The organism is Aequorivita aurantiaca, from assembly GCF_030410135.1.
GTDB classification, from domain to species: Bacteria; Bacteroidota; Bacteroidia; order Flavobacteriales; family Flavobacteriaceae; genus Aequorivita; species Aequorivita aurantiaca.
This window is the reverse complement of the sequence record NZ_JAUGQQ010000002.1, coordinates 427,429-446,974: the sequence shown is the minus strand read 5'-3', so window position 1 is coordinate 446,974 and position 19,546 is coordinate 427,429. Positions and strand designations below refer to the sequence as shown.

The window sequence follows — 19,546 nt, the reverse complement described above, 5'->3', positions numbered from 1 at the left end:
TAACCCCCGAAGGGGGAACTGAAATGGTATCGTGTTTTCCCCCTTCGGGGGCTAGGGGGCTTTTTCCAAATAATTCAAAGTGTTCGGTCCCTCATTAAAAAGCAAATCCAACACTGAAAGATTCGGTAAAAACGCATGGTTGGCTTCGTGAACCTGCGTATAAGCTTCCGGCTCAAAAGTTGATTTTCGTTTCGCATCAACCAAATACCGCAAATCGGTAACCTCCGGATTTGCTTCGAAAGAAGTAGTTTTTGAAATTTCCCCTTCAATCCCAATCAGTTCGCACAGCAAATCAAATATTTTCAGATTGTGTTCCAATAAACCTTTTACGGGTTCCGTAAACAATGGTTCCAAATCGTCTTCGTAATATTCAAAAAATGGTGAGGTTCTATAAGCACTTTGCAAACTGCGCCAATGTTGTTCCTGCCATGGAAAATCATTTTCAACAATCACCTCTTTCGTTTTTTGCCGCTTTCCTGTCTTATTGTGTTTTATGGGAATATTTAAAAGCAGTTTTCCATTGCTGTGGGCAATAAAGGTGCGGTTGCGGTAGGTTTGTTTTTGGTAATTATCCTGAATTTCGAAAACAACTTTTTCTGCCTGCACCACCGCGGCCATTTGCTCTATGGAAGGAAAATAGGAAGGATGTAATAGTATAGCTTTCATTCAAAAATTAAAGACTTCAAAATTATAAATGATTTACGATTTAAGATTGCCGATTTACGATTATTATACTTAAACCTGAATAATTCCCTTTCGAAGGGGGCAAGGGGGATGTTTTAATCTTTGAATTTGAAACTTGAAACCTGCAACCCTTTTCCCTACATTTGTAGCAAACCAATAACTATGCTCATAATTGGCATCGCCGGCGGCACTGGCAGCGGAAAAACAACGGTAGTGGACCAAATTGTGGCGGAACTTCCGCCCGAGGAAGTGTGCATTATTTCACAGGATTCGTATTATCACGACACCAGTAATTTAACGTACGAGGAGCGAGTGAAAATAAATTTCGACCATCCAAATTCCATTGATTTCCCATTGCTGGTAAGTCATTTAAAAGAACTTCGGAATGGAAATTCCTTTGAACAACCCGTGTATTCATTTGTGGAGCACAACAGAACTGGTGAAACCGTAACCACGCACCCTAAAAAAGTGATTATCGTTGAAGGAATCCTTATTCTTGCGCATCCGGATATTCGCGAAATGTTCGACATAAAAATCTTCGTGCACGCCGATAGTGATGAGCGATTGATACGCAGACTGAAACGCGACATTGCCACCCGCGGCCGCGATTTGGAGGAAGTTTTGAGCCGCTATCAAACCACACTCAAGCCCATGCACCAACAGTTTATTGAACCAACCAAGGAATTTGCAGACATAATTATACCTACCAATCGGTATAATACTGTAGCGGTAGATGTGATCCGCAGTATTATCCATCAAAAATTAAGCTATTCGGAATTATGAGTTTTGCAAAATTCAGAAATAAAAAATGGGTACGGTTTTTAAGCAATAAATACGTGCTTATTCTGCTGCTTTTCCTAACCTGGATGGTTTTTTTTGACACCAATTCCGTGCTAATCCATTCGGAACTCGAAAGTGAAATAGATGCCTTGGAAGACAATGCCGAATTCTATAAAAAGGAAATAGAGCAGGATAAAAGCTTCATTCAAAAAATGGAGGATAGCAACCAAATGGAAAAATTTGCACGCGAAAAGTATTATCTCAAAAAGGAAAATGAGGATATATACATTATTGAACACGAGGACAGCATCAAAAAGGAAGAAAAGCGATGAGTAAATTTCTATTTGAGGATTTTGATGAAGTTTCCGCAAAGCAGTGGCGGCAACAAATACAGTACGACCTAAAGGGCGCCGACTACAACGAAACCTTGGTGTGGCAAAGTCCCGAGGGCATAAACGTTAAACCGTTTTATCACCAAGATGATTTTAAGGAAGATTGTCAACCCATTCCTGGCCAGCCACAATCCTGGAAAATTGCCCAATCCATTTTTATTGATGACGAAAAAATAGCCAATCATATTGCCATAGATGCATTAAAAAGAGGGGCGGAGGCAATAGTTTTTTCGGCAGACGAAGAATTTGACGTAAAAGAAGTATTTACAGATTTTCCCCTTGAAAGTGCTACAATTTATTTCCAACTAAACTTTCTTTCGGAACGATTTTATAAAAAACTAATTAAATTCTTTTCCGAAAAACAAGCTACTGTTTTTTATAATATTGATATAATAGGAAACCTAGCCCGGACGGGCAACTGGTTTCAAAATTTAAAGCAGGACCACGAAATTCTCGATGCTATCCTGCAACAAAAACCCGAAAATATCCTTTCCGTTGATGCCGCAATATACCAAAACGCAGGCGCCAACATTGTCCAGCAATTAGCATATGCTCTGGCTCATGCGAATGAATATTTAAACCACCTCTATCATCCTGAGCTTGTTGAAAGGCTTCGGCAAAAGGAGCAATCCTTGTTCTCCTCGAGCGCGGTAGAGGGCTCATCGTTAACTTTTACGCTATCCACCGGCCCAAACTACTTCTTCGAAATAGCAAAAATCCGCGCCCTCCGAAAACTCTACGCAACATTGGCAAAGGAATACGGCGCAAACGAAACCTGCCACATTCTGGCAATGCCGTCAAAAAGAAACAAAACTCTCTACGATTACAACGTAAACATGCTCCGCAGCACTACCGAATGCATGAGTGCCATTTTAGGCGGGGCAGATATCGTTTGCAATCTTCCATATGATGCATTGTACCATAAAAGCAACGAATTCGGCGAGCGCATCGCCCGCAACCAATTACTTATCTTAAAACACGAAAGCTATTTTGACACGGTAAGCAATCCCGCGGATGGTACATATTATATCGAAGGTTTGACCAATGAACTTGCGGAAAAAGCGCTCGAAATTTTCAAGGAAATAGAAAAAGGCGGCGGCTTTCTTCAGCAATTAAAAGAAGGCACCATTCAAAAGAAAATAAAGGAAAGCGCCGAAAAGGAGCAGCAGCTTTTTGACAGCGGACAGTTGAAATTGTTGGGCACCAATTACCACCCCAACAAAAACGACCGGATGAAAGACGATTTGGAGCTTTTTCCATTCGTAAAACAAAATCCGATAAAAACCCTAATCGCGCCAATTATTGAAAAGCGCTTGGCAGAAATAGTTGAACAAGATAGACTGGGCAATGAGTAGAAAAGATTTGCAACATATTAGTTTAAAAAGGTTGGAAGAAGGAAGACCGAAGACGGAAGACCAAAATGTTACACCGAGCGTAGTCGAGGGGCAGTCATCAGCTATCAGCAATCAACCGTCAACTTTCCAAACTGCCGAAGAAATCGAAATTAAAAAGCTATATACTTCGGAGGATATCGAGCACCTTCATCATTTAAATTTCGTAGCAGGAATCGCGCCCCATCTTCGCGGCCCGTATTCCACAATGTACGTCCGCCGGCCGTGGACCATTCGCCAATACGCAGGATTTTCCACGGCAGAGGACAGTAACGCTTTCTACAGAAGAAATCTCGCCGCGGGGCAAAAAGGACTTTCAGTAGCTTTCGATTTAGCGACCCATCGCGGATATGACAGTGATCACGAAAGAGTAGAGGGCGATGTTGGGAAGGCCGGTGTAGCGATTGACAGCGTGGAGGATATGAAAATTCTTTTCGATCAAATTCCGTTGAATGAAATGAGCGTTTCCATGACGATGAATGGCGCCGTGCTTCCCATTATGGCATTTTATATTGTAGCAGCGGAAGAGCAGGGCGTGGCCTTAAAAGATTTATCGGGAACCATTCAAAATGATATCCTAAAGGAATTTATGGTGCGGAATACTTATATCTATCCGCCCAAGGAATCGATGAAAATTGTGAGTGATATTTTTGAATATACTTCCAAAAATATGCCCAAATTTAACAGCATTTCTATCTCCGGTTACCATATGCAGGAAGCGGGAGGCACGGCCGATATTGAACTGGCCTACACTTTGGCTGACGGTTTGGAATACATTCGCACCGGAATAAAAGCGGGAATGGATATTGACACTTTCGCGCCTCGATTGTCATTTTTCTGGGCAATCGGGATGAACCATTTTATGGAAATCGCCAAAATGCGTGCCGCCCGAATGCTGTGGGCAAAAATTGTAAAACAATTCAACCCAAAAGATGAAAAATCATTGGCGTTGCGCACCCATTGCCAAACCAGCGGTTGGAGCCTTACCGAGCAGGACCCGTTTAACAATGTGGCGCGAACCGCCATTGAAGCCGCTGCGGCAGTTTTCGGGGGAACACAATCCTTGCACACGAATGCTTTGGATGAAGCCATTGCGTTGCCAACAGATTTCTCCGCACGTATTGCACGGAACACACAGATATTTCTACAGACCGAAACCCAAATCACTCGAACGGTAGATCCTTGGGCGGGCAGTTATTATGTGGAAAACCTTACAAACGAAATCGCCAATAAGGCCTGGGCGCTAATCGAGGAAGTGGAAGAACTCGGCGGAATGACCAAAGCCATTGAAGCAGGTATTCCGAAACTGCGCATTGAAGAAGCCTCCGCGCGCAAGCAGGCGCGTATCGATAGCGGACAGGATATTATTGTGGGCGTAAACAAATACCGCCTCGCGAAGGAAGATCCGCTGCAAATTCTGGATGTGGACAACCAAAAAGTACGCACCTCCCAAATTGAAAGATTAAACCGAATAAAAGCAGAACGCGACAATGAAAAAGTAGCGAAAGCGCTAGAAGATATTACAAAATGTGCGCATAGCTACGTAAATTCAACAGATTCCCCTTTTCAGGGGAATAAGAATTTGTTAGCTTTAGCCGTAGAAGCCGCCCGACACAGGGCAACCCTTGGCGAAATTTCTTCCGCGATGGAAAAGGAATTCGGCAGATATAAAGCACAAATACGCTCCTTTAGCGGCGTGTACAGTAAAGAGATGAAAAAAGACCCAAGTTTTGATAAGGCACGCCAAATGGCGGACCAGTTTGCCGATCTGGAAGGCCGCCGCCCCCGTATTATGATTGCCAAAATGGGGCAGGACGGGCACGACCGCGGCGCCAAGGTAGTAGCCACCGGCTATGCCGACGTAGGTTTTGATGTGGACATTGGCCCCCTCTTCCAAACTCCCGCCGAAGCCGCCAAACAAGCGGTGGAAAACGATGTACACATCCTCGGCGTTTCCTCCCTTGCCGCAGGCCACAAAACCCTAGTACCACAAGTTATAGATGCCCTAAAAAAGTATGGTCGCGAAGATATAATGGTTATCGTGGGCGGTGTAATACCCGCGCAGGATTACCAATATCTTTTTGATGCCGGCGCTGTGGCGGTTTATGGCCCAGGCACCCGAATTAGTGATGCCGCTATTGAAATGTTGGGGGTTTTGATTGGGGGAGTGGAGTGAAGTATAAATAAAGATGTCGTAAAATAATATTACATAATGTATTATAAATTTAGAGATCTAAGAAATTATAAATATCTGCTGGATATTTTTTTAAATCAAAGATTATATTCTGCAAGTTTTCAACACTTAAATGATAATCTTGAAGGTCAATTTTTTTTATGACGTCAATTATGAAATAAGAATAATTAACACTAAAATCAAAATTGAGACTTTTTACGGTAAATCAAATCCCACGCTAGCGCGAGCGTCCCGCTCGTGCCTCCAACTCATAAATTGATCGAAACTTTAATCCGTAAATATTTAAAACATTAATATCCAACCATAACTTCATGAACTCCACATACAAACTACTTATCCTATTATTTTTAATAGCCAATACAAGTTATGCCCAGGAGTGGGTTAAAACAGATATAACCGATTTCGCAAGTATAGATTTTCCCGTGGCAAGCGAGCTAATTGAAACCGGGCAGGAAACGGTCTATAATGCAAGAGATGAAGTTGCGTTCTATTTGGTGAGCATTCGAAAATTAACGGACCAACAAACTTCCCAAATAACCCAAAAAGATATTCCCACGATATACCAAGGTGTGGTCAGGGGAGCTTTAGAATCCGCGAATGCGGAACTTGTCTCATTAAATGAAATTGCTATTCAAGAATTTCTCGCTGTAGAATTGGAATATCTTGCCCAATCTAGCCCAGAATTACCGAGCCAAAGATTTAAACGGGTAATTTATTTAAATCAAAACATAATTAACATTGATTTTTGGCCTTTAACCGATGCGACGACTTTAAGTAACGAAAGGAAGGCGACGTTTTTCAATTCATTTACCATTACCTCAAATCAAATTGCCCAAACTTCAACAAATGAAAATCATAACAGTGCTATTTATGACGCGGGTTACAAAACTGGACTTCTTCTTGGTCAAATTGTTTTCTATGCCATTCTGCTAGGGTTTATACTTGGTATTGTGTTGTTGATTCGTTATCTGGCCAGAAAAAACAGAAAAAAGAAAACGCCTCCTCAAGCTGAACAACCACCCCAGGGAAAAATGTCCAACGCAATTTGTAAAAATTGTTGCGCTGAAAATGGAGGTAGCACTAAGTATTGTTCAAGTTGTGGTTATGAATTGACAAAAATTTAGGAATTCCCCGCAGACGCATCTTTGCAATGTGTGCCCATACAGTTTTTCAAAGCCAAATAAACTTCTAATAATTTCGTAGTTCTCACATTTTCCTACATATATCCTTCCTATTTCCCCCGTATTTCCCCCCGATATGTCCCCGATGTCCTCGGGTGCTTCCATTAAAATTTAACAAAAACTAAAAAAGCACTTCTTACAAATATCCTGCTTTCTAAAAAGCGCACCATAAATCCAACTTTTCCGAAGGCTATAATGCAAACAGAACTAATTCAAATCTTCCTATCTTTATAAAAAAATAACCAACCCAATGAACGAAACAGAAAGAATTCAAACGCTCTTCACAGACCTGTATCACGGCCACCCTTGGCTGGACGTAACCTTGCAAGACACCCTCAGCCGAATCACCGCCACACAGGCCAATCAACGCCCCATTAGCGACGGCAACACCATTTGGGAAATAGTAAACCACCTAATCGCCTGGCGCCAAAACGTACTAAAAAGAGTACAAGGCGAGGTGCTCCAAACCCCTTCAAACAATTACATAAAAAGGATAGAAGACGACTCAAAGGAGGCTTGGCAACAAACCCTCGAAGCCTTGGAAACCACCCAAAAGGAATGGCTCTATTTCCTAAATACTTTTAATGAAGCAGATTTTGTTAAGGAATATTCGGTCAATAAATTAACCTACTATCAGCATATTCATGGCATTATCCAGCATGACGCCTATCACTTAGGGCAGATTGTGCTACTGGCGAAGATGGTTTAAAACATTTCCCAATGCTCCAAACGCTGGTACATTACACGCTTCACCTACTGGTTCCGGGCCTAATAGCCTATATTTTCTTTAGAAGGGAATGGAAAAAGGCGTGGTTAATTATGCTAGCCACAATGCTGGTAGATGTGGACCATCTTCTCGCTACCCCAATCTTTGATCCCGGCCGTTGTAGCATAAACTTCCACCCGCTGCACACCTATTGGGCAATGGCGGTTTACATAGTAATGCTATTTTTCAGAAAAACGCGAATAATTGCCGTAGGCCTACTATTCCACATGCTAACAGATTACATAGATTGTCAATGGTAAATTCGCCATCTAAAAATCCCACAATCCAACAATCCAATAATCTAACTATCGATGATGGTATGGTTCATTCCGAAGAATAGTAAACCCCCGATAAAGTTGCTCAATAAAAAACAACCGAACCATTTGATGCGAAAAGGTCATTGATGAAAGCGAAACCTTCCCATTTGCCCGCGAATAAACGGCGTCACTAAACCCATAAGGCCCACCAATCACGAAGATGAGGTTCTTTAGCCCGCTATTCATCTTCTTCTGAAGGAACTGCGAAAATCCTTCTGAAGTAAAAGTCTTTCCCTTTTCATCTAGCAATACTAAAACATCGGCCATTGTGGTTCGCTTTAATATTTCTTCACCTTCGGCTTGTTTTTGAAGTGCTTCCGATAGGTTTTTTGCATTCTTCACATCGGGAATAACTTCCATTTCAAAGGAAATATAATACCCCAACCGCTTCGTATAATCGTCCATCAAGCTTTGCAGTTCGGTGTTATCGGTCTTGCCAATGGTGAGCAGTGTTATTTTCATTTCTACTTTTTCAGCATTAAAAATACAAAGATAAAATGTTCCACTTCCGTCTTCTGTCTTCGTGCTTCAAACTTTTTAAAGTATTTTAGCTGAAATTTGGTTGCTATGATTTCAGAGAAACAATTCAACAAAGAAATAGATATCATCATTGCCAACGCAATCCGTGAAGATGTGGGGGAGGGCGACCACAGTTCCCTGGCCTGCATTTCGGAGGATGCATTGGGTTCCGCAAAATTGTTGGTAAAGGACGAAGGCATAATCGCGGGAGTAGATTTCGCAAGGCAGGTATTTGAATTTGTGGATCCGGGATTGGAACTAGAAATAAAAATAGAAGATGGAAGCCCGGTGAAATACGGCGATGTATGTTTTTATGTGTCAGGCCTTTCCCAATCTATTCTAAAATCGGAACGGCTCGTTTTGAACGCGATGCAGCGCATGAGCGCAATCGCCACCAAGACCAATGAATACGTAAAACTGCTTGAGGGCACAAATACCAAAATCCTCGACACCCGAAAGACCACTCCGGGAATCCGCGCGTTGGAAAAATGGGCCGTAAAAATTGGAGGCGGCGAAAACCATCGCTTTGCACTCTACGATATGATAATGCTAAAGGACAACCACATAGATTTCTGTGGTGGAATAACTAAGGCTATAGAAAAAACGAAACGCTATTTAAAAAATAATCACCTCGATCTGAAAATAATTGTTGAAGCCCGAAACCTGCAGGAAATTGAAGAAATATTACAGACGGAAGGCGTGTACCGAATTTTGATAGACAATTTCAACTATCAGGACACTGCGGAAGCCGTAAAACTCATAAATGGAAAATGTCTCACGGAATCAAGCGGAGGCATTACATTAGAAACCGCAAGCAAATATGCAGCCTGCGGTGTGGATTATATTTCAAGTGGCGCACTGACGCATTCCGTTCACAATATGGACTTAAGCCTAAAAGCCGTTAAATGAACGAAAAGGAGGAAAAGGAAATCAATTTTCCGGTTATTCGTAATTTGGTGCGGCTCAGTAAAAAGATCAAACTTCCTGGGCTGGGCGCATTTTCCCTTTACCATTTGCTGGATATTTATGGAACGGGAATTTTAAAGGGATCCTTTTCGCCTCGCGCTAGTTCCATTGCTTATAGTTTTTTTCTGGCATTGTTTCCATTTTTATTATTTCTATTGAACTTGATTCCCTACATTCCGGTGGAAGGGTTCCAAACAAGATTTCTGATTTTTATTGAAGCGTTATTGCCCGCACAAACCACGCAGTTTTTTTATCCCATTATTGCAGACATTGCAGTGAATCCACGTTCCGGACTGCTATCATTTGTGTTTTTTCTATCCATATTTTTATCGGCCAATGGCGTGAACGCAATTTTCAGCGCATTTGAGTTTTCATTCCACGTCACCATAAACAGAAGTTTTTTTCGGCAGTATTTTGTGGCGCTGGCCGTTTCAATTTTCGTGGCACTGTTGTTGTTAACCTCGGTGGGGGTCATTTTATATGGCGAATACATAATAAACGACCTGCAGTCCAGAGCATATATTGATAATGACGTTTCCTGGATACAGTTCTTTCAATTTCTCGTATTTGTAGTTATGATTTATGTGGTAATTGCCACACTTTATTATTTCGGCACCAAAGAAGGACGAACTTCCAGTTTTTTTTCAACTGGGGCGGTAACAACCACTATCTTGTTTTTGCTTACTACTTATTTTTTCGGGGTGTATATAAATAATTTTTCGAATTATAACGAGTTGTATGGCTCCATCGGCGCACTTTTAATTCTGATGTTATATATTTGGATAAACGCGAACCTACTTCTGCTCGGTTTTGAACTGAACATTTCAATAAGAAGATTAAAAGATAAAATGTAAACCTAATGCTAAATTTTTTGAAACTATGAAAAAAATGTTATTGACTCTATCCCTTACAATTCTTACTGTTATGGCCGCCGTGGCACAGGATGTTACGGGAAAATGGAAAACCATTGACGACGAAACAGGCGAAGCAAAATCCATTGTTGAAATCTACAAACAAGATGGGAAAGTCTACGGAAAAGTGGTAGAAATTCTCGATCCCAAAAAACGTGATTTAACCTGTGTTGAATGCAGCGGCAGCGACAAAAACAAACCCATTTTGGGCCTTGTTATTATCAAAGGTCTCCAAAAGGATGGTGAAGAATATAACGATGGCACCATTACCGATCCTAACAATGGAAAGGTGTACAAATGCTATATAGAACTTGATGGCCCCAACAAGCTGAACGTCCGGGGATATATTGGCTTTTCTTTATTGGGAAGAACACAAACATGGCAGCGCGTTAAGTAGAAATCTTTTAAAATATTATCTTTAGGCCACCAATTTGGGTGGCTTTTTTTATTGAAAGAAACGCTGCACAAACAAAAAATTGAAACCAAACGCACAACCCTTAACCCATACTGTGTACTTTCTAGACGTCATTCTGCCCATTCCGTTGAAACAGAGTTTTACCTACAGCGTGAATAATGATGAGGCCGCATTTTTAAAGCCCGGCATGCGTGTGGCCGTACCCTTTGGAAAAGCTAAAGTGTACACAGGAATTGTTTTTCAGGTGCACGCACAGCAGCCAATGGGTTATGAAACAAAATCCATTGACCATATTTTAGATGAAGAGCCAGTCATCACCCCACTTCAACTGAAACATTGGGAGTGGATGGCAGCATATTATATGTGCTCTTTGGGTGAGGTGATCAAAGCTGCCCTTCCCAGCGCCTTTTTGCTTGAGAGCGAAACCATCATCAAACTTACCGCCCGGAACAATATGGAAGAGGCAACTTTAAGCGATGACGAATTTGTTTTATTTGAAGCGCTACAGCATCAATCTTCCCTACATATCAATGATGCCCGCTCCATCTTGGATCGAAAAAATATCGTATCGGTTATCCAAAAATTATTGGACAAAAATATTATAGAAATTGAGGAAACCGTATATGAGCAATACACGCCAAAGCTGAAACGGTATATAAAACTTGCGCCACAATTCACTTCAGAGGAAAGCCTTCGCGAATTGTTGGATACATTAACTCGGGCTCCCAAACAACGAGATGTTCTGATGCATCTTTTTATGCTTAATAGCCAGACCCGCAAGCCAATCAGTTCGGCATCGCTTCAAAAGAAAAGTAAGGTCACGGCTTCCGTAATAAAATCGTTGACAGATAAAGGCATTCTGGAGGAATATTTTATTCAGCACGATCGTGTTGAATTTTCCGGAGAAACCTCAATAGAAGTTAAAAGCCTAAACCAAGCACAGGCCACAGCGCTTAGTGAAATAGAAGCATCATTTCAAACCAATGACGTGGTGCTGCTGCACGGCGTTACGTCCAGCGGAAAAACTGAAATATATGTCCGGCTCATTGAAAAGATGATAGCGTCCGGAAAACAGGTACTTTATATGCTTCCCGAAATTGCACTAACCACTCAGCTTATAAATAGGTTGCAAAAATATTTTGGAGAAAAAATTTCCGTCTATCATTCCAGATTTTCCGTAAATGAAAGAGTGGAGGTATGGAAAAATGTTTTGAACAATAAAGCTAAGGCACAAGTGGTTATTGGAGCTCGGTCATCATTATTTCTTCCGTTTCGAAACCTAGGTTTTATAATAATTGATGAAGAGCACGAACCTTCGTTCAAACAGTACAGTCCCGCACCACGTTACAACGCCCGTGACAGTGCCATTGTACTCGCTAACTTGCATAAAGCCAAACTTTTGATGGGAAGCGCCACGCCTTCCCTGGAGAGTTACCACAACGCCAAATCGGGAAAGTTCGGATTGGTTACGTTGATGAAACGTTTCGGAAATGTGATGATGCCGGATATTGAATTGGTGGATATTAAAGAGAAAACGCGAAAAAAACAGATGACGGGCCATTTCAGCGATAGGCTTTTGGAGGAAATGCGCGAGGTTTTAAAAAATGGCGAGCAGGTAATCCTCTTTCAAAATAGAAGAGGCTTTTCGCCAGTTGTGGAATGTACCACATGTGGCATTTCACCACAATGCCCCAACTGTGATGTTAGCTTGACTTATCACCAGCACAAAAACCAATTACGATGCCATTACTGCGGCTATCATATGGCAATGATGCAGAGTTGCATTGCCTGCGGTAGCGAAACTTTGGACACCAAAGGCTTTGGCACCGAACAAATTGAAACGGAGTTGAAAACACTATTTCCCGATTATAAAGTGGCCCGAATGGATCAAGATACCACCAAAGGCAAACATTCCTATGCAAAATTGATTGAAGCTCTTGAAAATGAAGAAATCAATATTTTGGTTGGTACCCAAATGCTTGCGAAGGGTTTGGATTTTAGAAATATAAGTTTGGTGGGTGTGATGAATGCGGACAATCTTTTGAATTTTCCGGATTTCAGGGCGCACGAACGTAGTTTTCAATTGCTTCAGCAAGTTTCCGGTAGGGCAGGGCGCACCCAAAAACGCGGTAAGGTTTTGATACAAACTTACAATCCATACCACCAAATCCTGAAGCAGGTAAGCGTGAATGATTACAATGCGATGTATAAAGAGCAACTGGAGGAACGATATAATTATAAGTATCCGCCGTTTTTCAGAACAATAAAAATTGTTTTTAAGGATAAAAATTTGGCGCGAGTACAGAATGCTTCCATCTGGTTTGGACAGGCTTTAGAAATTCAATTCAAGGAAAATATATTAGGGCCGGAACCGCCGCCAATTGGAAGGATAAAGAATAAATTTATTATGAACCTTCTTGTAAAGATCCCTAAGAGCCAATCATTGGAAAAGACCAAAAAATATATAGAAAACGTGCAGCGAAGTTTTAATTCCGTGAAAGAATTTTCAAGCGTCCGCATCAATATAGATGTGGATAATTATTAAACGTTGTGTGTCGCAGCCAATGCTTCTACCAAGTCTGATTTTCTATTTCGGCTTAAGGGTAGTTTATCCTTCTCCAACTCAATGGTTTTGCTATTGTAACGTTGCACTTTGTCCAGATTGACAATGTATGACTTGTGTATCCGTAAAAAACGATCACTCGGCAACAAGGACTGAAACGCCTTCATAGTAGAAAGAACTACAAGGGAATCAAACTCAGTAACTAATTTCACATAATCGCCCAAAGCCTCAATATAGCGAAGTTCATTTAGAAAGACTTTCCTTTTTTTCAGGTTGCTTTTCACGAAAATAAAATCTTCGTCGTCAAAGCCTTCTTCATTTTTTAGCTTATAATTGTTGATGGCCTTATGTACGGCATTTAGAAATCGATCTTTAGCAATAGGTTTTCGCAGATAGTCCACTGCGTCATAATCAAACGCCTTAAAAGCATATTTGGTTTTGCCCGTTACAAAAATTACCTGAGGTTTTTTCTGGATATCGTCCAAGAGGTCAAACCCGGAAAGAATGGGCATTTCTATGTCCAAAAAAATAAGGTCGATTTCGGTGGAAATCAGTCCCATTTTTGCTTCTACAGCATTTTTATATTCACCCACAAGTTTGAGGGATGGGTGCATTTGGATAAGCTTTACTATTGAAAGCCTTTGCAGTGTGGAATCATCCACGATTGCACATTTCAAAATTGTTTTTTCCACAATAGTAGGATTTGCGTAAGACAATAGTATGCAAATAATCGATGAAATACAACTTTTTTTGGTTTTAGTCGAAAAAAATAAACCTTTTATCTGTATTCAAAAAAATTAAAGACACTTTAAAATTTGGTTTGAATATATTAAATAAAATAGTATTTTTGCACCCTCTTTGGCAGAAGGCCAAGGAATTAATCATTAATTTTAAACGATTTTTTATGAATCATTACGAAACTGTTTTCATCTTAAATCCCGTTTTATCTGAAGATCAGATAAAGGAAACAGTAAAGAAATACGAAGATCTTCTTGTTTCTAAAGGTGCTAAGATGATATCCAAAGAAAATTGGGGCTTGAAAAAACTGGCTTACCCAATTCAAAACAAAAAAAGTGGTTTTTATCATCTTTTTGAGTACACCGTAGAGGGTGATGTAGTACACGAATTAGAAACTGAATTCAAAAGGGACGAGCGTTTTATGCGTTACCTTTCAGTGAGCCTCGACAAGCACGCAATTGCTTGGGCAGAAAAAAGAAGAAATCGCGATAAAAAATCAGCATAATTATGGCCACATTACAACAGCAAGCAAAAGGAAAAAAAGACGGGGAGATCAGATATCTTACTCCGCTTAACATAGATACCAATAAGACCAAGAAATATTGCATGTTCAAAAGGTCGGGTATTAAATATGTTGATTATAAAGACCCAGATTTCTTATTGAAATTTGTGAACGAGCAAGGTAAAATTCTTCCAAGAAGACTAACAGGAACATCACTGAAGTATCAACGAAAAGTGGCAGTTGCCGTTAAAAGAGCTCGCCATTTGGCACTTATGCCTTATGTAGCCGATTTATTAAAATAAAAACCAGAGAACAATATGGAACTTATATTAAAGAAAGACGTAGAAAATCTGGGATTTGCAGATGATCTTGTAAGCGTGAAGAACGGTTACGGAAGAAACTTTTTAATTCCTCAAGGGCACGCGGTGCTTGCAACCCCTTCAGCCAAGAAAATTTTGGCTGAAACTTTGAAACAACGTTCATTTAAAGAGAAGAAAGTTGTTGACGAAGCTAAAAAGCAAGCTGAAAAACTGAATGGACTTGAAATTAAAATCACGGCCAAAACTGGCGAAGGTGATAAACTTTTCGGTTCTGTAACCAATACAGATCTGGCTGAAGCCCTTGAAAAAGCAGGTGTTTCCGTTGAAAAGAAGTACATCTCCGTTGCAGGTGGCGCCGTAAAGCGTACCGGTCAATATGAAGCTTCAATTCGTTTCCACAGAGATGTTGTGAGCACATTTACTTTTGATGTAGTTGCCGAACCTAAGCCAGAGGTTAAAAAACCAAAGACTGAAGCGAAACCAGAGGTACAGCCAGAAGCAAAGCAAGACGAAAGCGGTGAAGATAACTAAGAATATTTCTCTATTTACAATAAACCTTTCCAGAATACGGAAAGGTTTTTTATTTTCCCAATTTTCACCTTTTACGTAAAAAGTACGACATGAAATATGCAAGGCTAACAAAGGAACAATTTGAAGAACTAAACCAAGAATTTATAAATTTTCTTGCCACACAGTCAATCACAGCGGATGAATGGCAACTTTTGAAGGTTGAAGAACCACAGATTGTTGAACAGGAATTGGATGTTTTCAGTGACTTAATTTGGGAAGGTGTGTTGGGCAAAGTGAAATATTTGGAACACATTTCGCCGAATCATTTAATGCTTTTTCATATTACTGAGGCATTTATGGAACTTATTGCAATAAAAGTGGAAGATGTAAATATTGATATAACTACTGATTATGGATATAAATGGCTTCAACAAAATTTGCATGATGATGTTGTAACTCTTTATACATCAACCAAGGCAATAAAAGATGACCGGAACAAGGACATATTTGTCTTGATTCAGCAGGGTTCCGTTATAACTAAGGGTGATTTGTACAATTATTTTAGTAACCTACTTAAGGAATAAATTTGAAATCTGAATAATTAATTTATAGAAGCTCTTAATAATCATAGCTTTTAATGATTTTTATTTGAAGTAATCCTCATTCATATCGCAAACTTTCAATGGGATCCAAGCCTGCTGCCTTTGAAGCAGGATAGGAACCTGCAATAACCGCAACAATAAAGGTTATAATGGTTGCCCAAATTATTGCTGCCCAGGGAAGGGTGAAATCGAATTCAAATATTTTTGCAAAAGCAAATCCTGTCAATACCCCAAGAATAATTCCCAAAAAGCTTCCAAACTGGCCAATTACGATAGTTTCCATAAAAAATTGAGTGGAAATTGTGGAACGTTTTGCGCCCAAAGCTTTCCGAACACCTATTTCACGGGTACGTTCGCTCACTGAAACCAGCATAATATTCATCAACGCAATTGAAGAACCAAGAATAGTAATAATGCTTATAATCCACGCAGCTATTTCCAAATATTGGGTAATGGAAGCAATTCGGTTTATAAGATCTTCACTGCGCTCGATTCCGAAGTTATTCTGCTCCACGGGATTTAATCTGCGAATGTTTCGAAAGGTAATGATTGCTTCATCCTGGGCAGCTTCCATTAGTTGTTTATCGTCCACCTTCACACTAATATTATAATTTATGTTGGGCTGCGTATATATGCCCCGGGCAACTTGTACGGGTATTAAAACCTTCAAATCCTGATTGTTTCCAAAAGTGGATCCTTTGGATTCCAGAATGCCGATAACCTTAAATTTCACTCCGCGAATGCTGATGGTTTTATTAATGGGATCCTCATTTTTAAAAAGGTTTTTTTCAAAATCAGAACCTAAAAGGCAGACTTTATTGTTGTTTTGGATATCGAATATTGTGAAATTTCTGCCTTTTTCAATTTCGCTGCCAGTGTTTTCAAGATAATTTTCGTTTACACCGTAAACCTGAACTTCGGGGTCCGTTTTTTCTGAACCATATTTTACTTCGGCAACCGCGGTACCTTGAAAGGATAATGAGGTCTTGGTGGAGGGAAATTCATATTTATCCAAGAATTCCCGCACATTGTCATAACTTATTATAGGATTTATTTTTTCCCGTTCGCCACTTCTGTTCGACTGGACGGTAAATTCATATTGTTGAAGATTAAAAGTATTGGCCCCCATGGAAGCAAAATTTCCGGAAATAGTTGTTTCGAGTGCTTTCACGGCACTCAAAATACCAACCAGCGCCCAAATGCCAATGCCAATAATAACAATGGTAAGTATGGTACGCAACAATTGACTTTTGATGGAATCCAGTGCAATCCGGACATTTTCCCAGAAAAGTGAAAACATATTATAAATTAGTATTTCTCGTTAGACTTTAAAAGTTGCATAAAGTTACTATTATTTAAGATATTTGCTTTCTCGTTTTTCGAGTTCTCAGTTTTGACTTATGAATAGAAAAATATCTAATAATGCAATAATCCAATAATCCAATAATCCAATAATCCAATAATCCATTTTGAAACCATCCATACCCAAAGGTACCCGCGATTTTAACCCAGAAGAAGTTTCTCGGCGCAATTATATTTTCAATGTTATAAAAGAAGCATTCTCGCTATATGGATTCCAGCCGATAGAAACACCCTCTTTTGAAAACAGTGAAACATTAATGGGGAAATATGGCGAAGAAGGCGATAGATTGATCTTCAAGATTTTAAATAGTGGCGATTTCCTTTCCAAAGTGGATGATGCTATTTATTCTCAAAAAAATAGCGGCAAAGTCACTTCGTTAATTTCAGAAAAAGCTTTAAGATACGATCTCACCGTTCCCTTTGCGCGTTACGTTGTGCAGCACCAAAACGATATTACATTTCCATTTAAACGCTACCAAATCCAACCCGTTTGGCGGGCGGACCGTCCCCAAAAGGGGCGGTTTCGCGAGTTTTTTCAATGTGATGCCGATGTGGTCGGCTCTACCTCCCTTTGGCAGGAAGTAGAATTCATTCAGCTCTATGATGCCGTTTTTACAAAATTGGCTCTTCCTGGCGTGACCATAAAAATCAACAATCGGAAAATCTTGAGCGGGATTGCCGAAACCATTGGCGCGGAAGACAAGCTAACGGATTTTACCGTAGCACTGGACAAACTTGATAAAATAGGAGAGGAGGGTGTTAAAAATGAAATGCTGGCCAAAGGAATTTCCGAAGAAGCACTTTTGAAATTGCAACCATTATTTTCATTAAAGGGCAGCAACGATGAAAAATTACATTCATTAAAAACCTTGTTAGAATCTTCCGAAATAGGTTTGAAAGGGGTAGAGGAACTGAGGTTTATACAGAGTAATATCAACAGTCTTGAATTGGGAAGTTGTGAATTGAAAATTGATGTAACCCTTGCCCGTGGATTAAATTATTACACGGGTGCTATCTTGGAAGTGGCAGCACCCGAGGAGGTAAATATGGGAAGCATTGGTGGAGGTGGCCGTTATGATGACCTTACGGGAATTTTTGGCTTGAAGGATATGAGCGGTGTAGGTATTTCTTTTGGACTGGACCGAATCTATCTAGTTTTGGATGAGCTTCATCTTTTTCCCCAAAGCGTTGCAGAAAATAGCAAGGCACTTTTCATAAATTTTGGAGAAAAGGAAGCATTATACGCAATGAACGCTATTAAAAAACTTCGCCAAGCAGGAATTACGGTGGAATTATATCCCGAGGATTCCAAAATGGGAAAGCAAATGGGCTATGCCGATAAACGAAATATTCCATTTGCAATTTTGGCAGGAGAAAAAGAAATGGAAGCGAAAGAATTCACTGTGAAAAATATGAAGACGGGAGAGCAAAAGTCCCTCGGATATTCAGATTTGGAACAAACGTTAAGGTAGCAATTCCCAAAAAGAAATTTATGCCAAACTAAAATTATCCTTTGGTTCTGAAGTGTCAGGTTCTAATATTTCCTTTATTTTCTGTTCAACTTCCAATTTTGCCGCTTCAGAAAGCATACCGGCAATTCGTAATTTGGTCAGGTTTTTAAGAGTGGTGCTCATTCTTCCCCAATTTCGTTTATAATCTTTTCATAGGAAATAACATATTCAATCTGCTTTTCCTCGGAAACATGCTTGCGGGGAGTTTCAATTATGATAAAATCAAATAGTTTTGAGATAATATTTTTTAGGCGCTCTTCTGTGGTGATTATTGCTTTATGTAAATAATGTGATGCTATTGTTAAGGATAGGGCCAATATTAAAATACCAATAAAGTATACAGTTGTAGAGAAATCATTAATAGGAACGAAGGTATAAATCAAGAAAAATATTCCTACGAACAAAAAAGAATATCCTATATATTTGAAAAATAGTCGATATTCTGTTATTTGAACAGAAGCATGTTTTAAAAGCAATCCAGAGCATATAGCCATTAGAGGTAGGCTTAGCGAATACATAAAAGAGGACATATATAGAAAACCAAATATGCCCTCTTTTTCATTTATTAAATAAAAAACATGTAGAAAAGGTGATAATACTGCGACAATAGCTAAAAATAATATATAAAAATTTATATTGCTACTATTCTTTATTGTCAAGAATCCCGTTACAGTTTCTGTCTCCTGGCGGGCATATTTTAACTTTGTCGATTTGTTGTTCATCACTAATTTGGTTTTCTGGGGTACAGCTAGTAACTACGGCGGAAAGCATTAAAAATGCAAAAAAATACTTTTTCATAATATAGATTTTAAGGGTTCAATGGTAAATTTAACTCTTAATATGACCTATATTGAGCTGGACGCCAATAATTTATTAACTTGTTTTTAACAAATTTAATAATAATCAGCAAATTTGCAAGAAT

General features: G+C 39.7%; 22 protein-coding genes. 16 read left to right on the top strand and 6 right to left on the bottom strand.

All coding sequences use genetic code 11. From position 1 onward, the window contains the following. Positions 1–51: 51 nt before the first annotated feature. On the bottom strand, positions 52–666 hold the full coding sequence (locus tag QRD02_RS05405) for a WbqC family protein (protein WP_290253897.1): 615 nt from the start codon (positions 664–666) through the stop codon (positions 52–54). A 180-nt stretch (positions 667–846) separates the two neighbouring features. Between QRD02_RS05405 and udk the strand changes: the two genes are divergently transcribed. The 7 genes from udk (at position 847) to QRD02_RS05370 (ending at position 7,648) form a co-directional block, all read left to right on the top strand. Then, positions 847–1,467: a uridine kinase gene (gene udk, locus QRD02_RS05400; RefSeq protein ID WP_290253896.1), complete on the top strand. Its 621-nt coding sequence runs from the start codon at positions 847–849 to the stop codon at positions 1,465–1,467. Further along, positions 1,464–1,796 carry an FtsB family cell division protein gene (locus tag QRD02_RS05395; protein ID WP_290253895.1) on the top strand — a complete coding sequence of 111 codons (333 nt, stop codon included), beginning with the start codon at positions 1,464–1,466 and terminating at the stop codon, positions 1,794–1,796. Before udk ends, QRD02_RS05395 begins: the two co-directional genes overlap by 4 nt. Beyond that, a complete protein-coding gene (locus tag QRD02_RS05390; protein ID WP_290253894.1) occupies positions 1,793–3,211 on the top strand; it encodes a methylmalonyl-CoA mutase subunit beta in 1,419 nt (472 codons plus the stop codon). The genes QRD02_RS05395 and QRD02_RS05390 overlap by 4 nt, the downstream gene beginning before the upstream one ends. Further along, positions 3,204–5,423, top strand: coding sequence for a methylmalonyl-CoA mutase (gene scpA / locus QRD02_RS05385; RefSeq protein ID WP_290253893.1), 2,220 nt, complete (start codon positions 3,204–3,206; stop codon positions 5,421–5,423). Before QRD02_RS05390 ends, scpA begins: the two co-directional genes overlap by 8 nt. A gap of 329 nt (positions 5,424–5,752) precedes the next feature. Further along, positions 5,753–6,565, top strand: coding sequence for a hypothetical protein (locus tag QRD02_RS05380; protein WP_290253892.1), 813 nt, complete (start codon positions 5,753–5,755; stop codon positions 6,563–6,565). Positions 6,566–6,872: 307 nt separating this feature from the next. Next, the gene (locus tag QRD02_RS05375) at positions 6,873–7,331 is read left to right on the top strand and encodes a DinB family protein (protein ID WP_290253891.1); all 459 of its coding nucleotides are present in this window, start codon (positions 6,873–6,875) and stop codon (positions 7,329–7,331) included. A gap of 11 nt (positions 7,332–7,342) precedes the next feature. Further along, positions 7,343–7,648: a DUF6122 family protein gene (locus tag QRD02_RS05370; protein ID WP_290253890.1), complete on the top strand. Its 306-nt coding sequence runs from the start codon at positions 7,343–7,345 to the stop codon at positions 7,646–7,648. 45 nt (positions 7,649–7,693) lie between these two features. Here QRD02_RS05370 and rlmH read toward each other — a convergent pair whose 3' ends face one another. Further along, the gene (gene rlmH / locus QRD02_RS05365) at positions 7,694–8,167 is read right to left on the bottom strand and encodes a 23S rRNA (pseudouridine(1915)-N(3))-methyltransferase RlmH (RefSeq protein WP_290253889.1); all 474 of its coding nucleotides are present in this window, start codon (positions 8,165–8,167) and stop codon (positions 7,694–7,696) included. A gap of 105 nt (positions 8,168–8,272) precedes the next feature. On the opposite strand from rlmH, the gene nadC reads away from it, so the two are divergent. The 4 genes from nadC (at position 8,273) to priA (ending at position 13,061) form a co-directional block, all read left to right on the top strand. Then, entirely contained in the window at positions 8,273–9,133 is an 861-nt protein-coding gene (nadC, locus tag QRD02_RS05360) for a carboxylating nicotinate-nucleotide diphosphorylase (RefSeq protein ID WP_290253888.1), read from the top strand. Further along, positions 9,130–10,044, top strand: coding sequence for a YihY/virulence factor BrkB family protein (locus QRD02_RS05355; protein WP_290253887.1), 915 nt, complete (start codon positions 9,130–9,132; stop codon positions 10,042–10,044). The genes nadC and QRD02_RS05355 overlap by 4 nt, the downstream gene beginning before the upstream one ends. 25 nt (positions 10,045–10,069) lie before the next feature. Continuing rightward, on the top strand, positions 10,070–10,498 hold the full coding sequence (locus QRD02_RS05350; RefSeq protein WP_290253886.1) for a DUF2147 domain-containing protein: 429 nt from the start codon (positions 10,070–10,072) through the stop codon (positions 10,496–10,498). A gap of 112 nt (positions 10,499–10,610) precedes the next feature. Next, positions 10,611–13,061 carry a replication restart helicase PriA gene (gene priA / locus QRD02_RS05345; protein WP_290253978.1) on the top strand — a complete coding sequence of 817 codons (2,451 nt, stop codon included), beginning with the start codon at positions 10,611–10,613 and terminating at the stop codon, positions 13,059–13,061. On the opposite strand, the gene QRD02_RS05340 is transcribed toward priA, so the two are convergent. After that, positions 13,058–13,771, bottom strand: a complete 714-nt coding sequence (locus tag QRD02_RS05340) for a LytR/AlgR family response regulator transcription factor (protein WP_290253885.1) — start codon at positions 13,769–13,771, stop codon at positions 13,058–13,060. The two genes, priA and QRD02_RS05340, sit on opposite strands and share 4 nt — an antisense overlap. Before the next feature lie 212 nt (positions 13,772–13,983). Between QRD02_RS05340 and rpsF the strand changes: the two genes are divergently transcribed. The 4 genes from rpsF (at position 13,984) to QRD02_RS05320 (ending at position 15,733) form a co-directional block, all read left to right on the top strand. Continuing rightward, on the top strand, positions 13,984–14,322 hold the full coding sequence (rpsF, locus tag QRD02_RS05335; protein WP_290253977.1) for a 30S ribosomal protein S6: 339 nt from the start codon (positions 13,984–13,986) through the stop codon (positions 14,320–14,322). A gap of 2 nt (positions 14,323–14,324) precedes the next feature. After that, positions 14,325–14,621 (top strand): 30S ribosomal protein S18, encoded by a 297-nt coding sequence (gene rpsR / locus QRD02_RS05330; RefSeq protein WP_290253884.1) that lies wholly within the window; start codon positions 14,325–14,327, stop codon positions 14,619–14,621. 15 nt (positions 14,622–14,636) lie between these two features. Next, complete coding sequence (gene rplI / locus QRD02_RS05325) at positions 14,637–15,170, top strand: 50S ribosomal protein L9 (protein WP_290253883.1); 534 nt, start codon at positions 14,637–14,639, stop codon at positions 15,168–15,170. An 89-nt stretch (positions 15,171–15,259) separates the two neighbouring features. Then, positions 15,260–15,733, top strand: a complete 474-nt coding sequence (locus QRD02_RS05320; protein WP_290253882.1) for a DUF6495 family protein — start codon at positions 15,260–15,262, stop codon at positions 15,731–15,733. Positions 15,734–15,809: 76 nt separating this feature from the next. On the opposite strand, the gene QRD02_RS05315 is transcribed toward QRD02_RS05320, so the two are convergent. Continuing rightward, positions 15,810–17,051 (bottom strand): ABC transporter permease, encoded by a 1,242-nt coding sequence (locus QRD02_RS05315; RefSeq protein WP_290253881.1) that lies wholly within the window; start codon positions 17,049–17,051, stop codon positions 15,810–15,812. 166 nt (positions 17,052–17,217) lie between these two features. Here QRD02_RS05315 and hisS point away from each other — a divergent pair, with 166 nt between their 5' ends. Beyond that, entirely contained in the window at positions 17,218–18,585 is a 1,368-nt protein-coding gene (gene hisS, locus QRD02_RS05310) for a histidine--tRNA ligase (protein ID WP_290253976.1), read from the top strand. Between the two features lie 18 nt (positions 18,586–18,603). On the opposite strand, the gene QRD02_RS05305 is transcribed toward hisS, so the two are convergent. Both QRD02_RS05305 and QRD02_RS05300 read right to left on the bottom strand, forming a co-directional pair. Then, positions 18,604–18,747, bottom strand: a complete 144-nt coding sequence (locus tag QRD02_RS05305) for a hypothetical protein (RefSeq protein WP_290253880.1) — start codon at positions 18,745–18,747, stop codon at positions 18,604–18,606. Then, positions 18,744–19,349 (bottom strand): hypothetical protein, encoded by a 606-nt coding sequence (locus tag QRD02_RS05300; protein WP_290253879.1) that lies wholly within the window; start codon positions 19,347–19,349, stop codon positions 18,744–18,746. Before QRD02_RS05300 ends, QRD02_RS05305 begins: the two co-directional genes overlap by 4 nt. Positions 19,350–19,546 lie beyond the last annotated feature (197 nt).